The 2,882-nt window shown below is 37.8% G+C and carries 5 protein-coding genes; 4 read left to right on the top strand and 1 reads right to left on the bottom strand.

The genetic code is table 11. From position 1 onward, the window contains the following. Positions 1-554 (bottom strand): tyrosine/phenylalanine carboxypeptidase domain-containing protein (locus L654_RS0123305; protein WP_024609190.1); only part of this gene is annotated, 554 nt, incomplete at its 3' end. 146 nt (positions 555-700) lie between these two features. Between L654_RS0123305 and L654_RS0123310 the strand changes: the two genes are divergently transcribed. From L654_RS0123310 to L654_RS0123325, 4 genes are all read left to right on the top strand, one after another. Beyond that, a complete protein-coding gene (locus L654_RS0123310; RefSeq protein ID WP_024591764.1) occupies positions 701-958 on the top strand; it encodes a DUF3081 domain-containing protein in 258 nt (85 codons plus the stop codon). Then, positions 958-1,263, top strand: a complete 306-nt coding sequence (locus tag L654_RS0123315; protein WP_024591763.1) for a hypothetical protein — start codon at positions 958-960, stop codon at positions 1,261-1,263. The genes L654_RS0123310 and L654_RS0123315 overlap by 1 nt, the downstream gene beginning before the upstream one ends. A gap of 409 nt (positions 1,264-1,672) precedes the next feature. Further along, positions 1,673-2,248 carry a transcriptional regulator BetI gene (gene betI, locus L654_RS0123320; protein ID WP_010553010.1) on the top strand — a complete coding sequence of 192 codons (576 nt, stop codon included), beginning with the start codon at positions 1,673-1,675 and terminating at the stop codon, positions 2,246-2,248. A gap of 1 nt (position 2,249) precedes the next feature. After that, a partial coding sequence (locus L654_RS0123325) for an aldehyde dehydrogenase family protein (RefSeq protein WP_024609191.1) occupies positions 2,250-2,882 on the top strand: 633 nt, incomplete at its 3' end.

A 2,882-nucleotide genomic window follows, 5' to 3' on the forward strand; every position in this document is an offset into this window, starting at 1 on the left:
TTTATGCCTGCCATACTGGCATTTACTTGCTCAGACAAAATACGCACAGCATCAACAGCATCAATATTTTTAGGGTCGTCAGGCAGTATGTCGGCTATAAGTAAATTTTGCAGCGGTTTATCTAGCATATTAGCTAGCTCAGAAAGTGAGGGCTCACCAGCATGGAATAAGTCTTTAGGGTGACCAAATAACTCCACCGATAAATCATGAAACTCTGGCGTTCCACGATACTCAAGCATACTTAATACCGTTTTATACTCGGTGCACATTTTTCCCATATATTGAGCAATCGGATTTAACTGCCCCAATTGGTTAATAATGTTACGGTGCAAAGTAGAAAATGCTTGGCGTAACTCGCTAGGTACAAAACCAAGGTCGCGCTGTTGATAATATGCACGATCGATGAGTGGGTTTTTTTGACATTTCTGTCTAAAAAACTCCTCTTTAGTTTGTTTATCCCAATTAATAGCATCGAGTATCCTAATTGGAGTTTGCAATGCAATTAATTGATCCGATAACTCACGAGTTTTTAGTAGTAACGCCTTGTCTATCATGCTCTAAGCTCAACAATAAATGAGTTTTGAGCATAATTTAAAAAAGCGAAATTACAAAGCAATATCACACTTTTTTAGCTATTGTTTTTAAGATGATCGACCCTCATATCTGTATCGTATGAGTTACTAAACGAAGGGCATAAAACATGAAAAACGAAATCGACAATAAACAGATTTTAGCCGTATATGAACGTATAATTCAAAAAGGTGAAATGACTAATGAAGGCAAGCATTATCAAGGTGTTACTGCTTATTCAGACGTAGATGGCTACACAGTATACCTACAAGGTAGCGGCGTTGAACTGCGCTTTGGTTTTCATAATACTTACCACCTTGACTACGAACATGAAAAGCATAAAGACGACTTTTTGAAAAAATTATATAACATTGCAAACGAGAGCTAATGCACCCACGAAAACGCAGACACCGCCCTACCAGTAAGCTCAATACTACTTTTATAAACCAAGTAGTAGAAGAGCTTAGAGCTGATCCAAGCAAAGTCTCAATTATTCAAGACAACTTAGAACAGTACCGTGCTCAAACTCATTTAAAGCGTGGTTTTTTACTGGCTATAGAGCGCTTTGATTGGGTTTTTGAAGCAAGCAAAGATATAGACTTTATTTGCCAGCAAATTTTAGCTGATGACTATATTGGCAATAGACTAAGACGTTACCCCCTACTTTTTAAAGGCGTTATTAATAATGCCTGACCTTCCAAAACCAAGCGCTTTAAAACGATAAAACCACAAAGTTTACTCTCTATATAAATTTATTAGAGCACTAAGCAATTGCAGGTTTAGTGCGCTTTTGTATTAAATTAATACTATTAGTACTCTAACTATTACTGCACTAATGATTATTGATCATTTTATTCATTTATTGCTGTAAACAAATCATTACTATTATTTAATTTCAAAATAAAATTCACAAGCCTTTGTTTTAAATAAAATAAAACAAAGTAAAACCTTATCTTCTTTATCGCATTAGTTGCGCTTTTATTAATGATTAATCTACATTTTGGCATCTAGATATTTACTTCAGCCTTGAATTGTTAGAGCTATTACCTTAAGCTTATGTTTATTGAACGTTCAATTAATAAAAATTATGCCTAAAGTCGGAATGGAACCTGTCAGACGTCAGCAGCTAATTGACGCGACTATAGAGTCAGTTGCAACTAATGGACTACAAGGCACAACTATAAACAGCATTAGTAAAAATGCCGGTTTATCGTCAGGCATTATTAGTCATTATTTTGGTGGTAAGCAGGGGTTAATTGAAGCCACTGTTAGATACTTACTAACAAGCTTAAAACAAGGCTTGATAAGTAAAGTAAACAACCAAACGAATGCCATTGAACGCTTAATGATTATTATCGAAGCCAACTTTGCGCTTGTACAACAGCGTAATGATACAACCCGAACGTGGTTAAGTTTTTGGGCGCAATCGATGCATGATGAAGAATTACACAGACTACAAAACGTAAACAGTAAACGCTTGCAAAGTAATTTAGCATTTTCTTTTAAGCAATTAATGCCTATTGAGCAAGCAAAGCAAGCTGCAGAACTTAGCGCCGCAATGATCGATGGCCTATGGTTAAGAGCAGTACTGAGCAAATCAGACAATAATCAGTTTAAACACAGTGAAAAGTTAGCAAAAAGCTACGTACTTTCACTTATCAAGCAATATGGAGCCTAGCGTGACTACACCTGTCTATCAAAATTTTATTAACGGCCATTTTCTTGCAAACCAGAACGGCAAAACATTTGATGTAACAAACCCAGCAACGGGCGAGGTTATTTACGCAGTAGAAATTGCCGACGAATTTATTCAAAACGCAGCCATTGCCAGTGCAAAGCAAGGTTTTGCTCAGTGGTCAGCAATGACACCCATTGAACGTAGTCGCATTTTATTAAAAGCAGTGGCTATTTTACGCGAGCGCAACGATGAGCTGGCACTTGTAGAAGTACTCGACACCGGTAAACCAATGCAAGAAGCAAATTGTGTTGATATTGAAACCGGCGCTGATGTAATTGAATACTTTGCAGGCCTTGCGCCAGCACAAGTAGGCCAACAACAAATGGTTGGTGATGACTTTTACTACACACGTAAAGAGCCATTAGGTATTTGTGCGGGTATTGGTGCATGGAACTACCCACTACAAATTGCGTGTTGGAAGTCGGGCCCTGCCCTTGCAGCTGGTAATGCATTTATATTTAAACCATCTGAAGAAACACCACTTGGCGCTATTAAACTTGCAGAAGTATTTGTTGAAGCTGGCGTACCTGCAGGTGTGTTTAATGTTGTTCAAGGCGCGGGCGATGTAGGCCAG

Source organism: Pseudoalteromonas sp. TAB23 (assembly GCF_000498075.1).
Taxonomy (GTDB): domain Bacteria; phylum Pseudomonadota; class Gammaproteobacteria; order Enterobacterales; family Alteromonadaceae; genus Pseudoalteromonas; species Pseudoalteromonas arctica.

Coding starts and splice junctions, on each gene's coding strand:
- L654_RS0123310 (WP_024591764.1), top strand. CDS start 701: ATGAAAAACGAAATCGACAATAAACAGATTTTAGCCGTATATGAACGT.
- L654_RS0123315 (WP_024591763.1), top strand. CDS start 958: ATGCACCCACGAAAACGCAGACACCGCCCTACCAGTAAGCTCAATACT.
- betI (WP_010553010.1), top strand. CDS start 1,673: ATGGAACCTGTCAGACGTCAGCAGCTAATTGACGCGACTATAGAGTCA.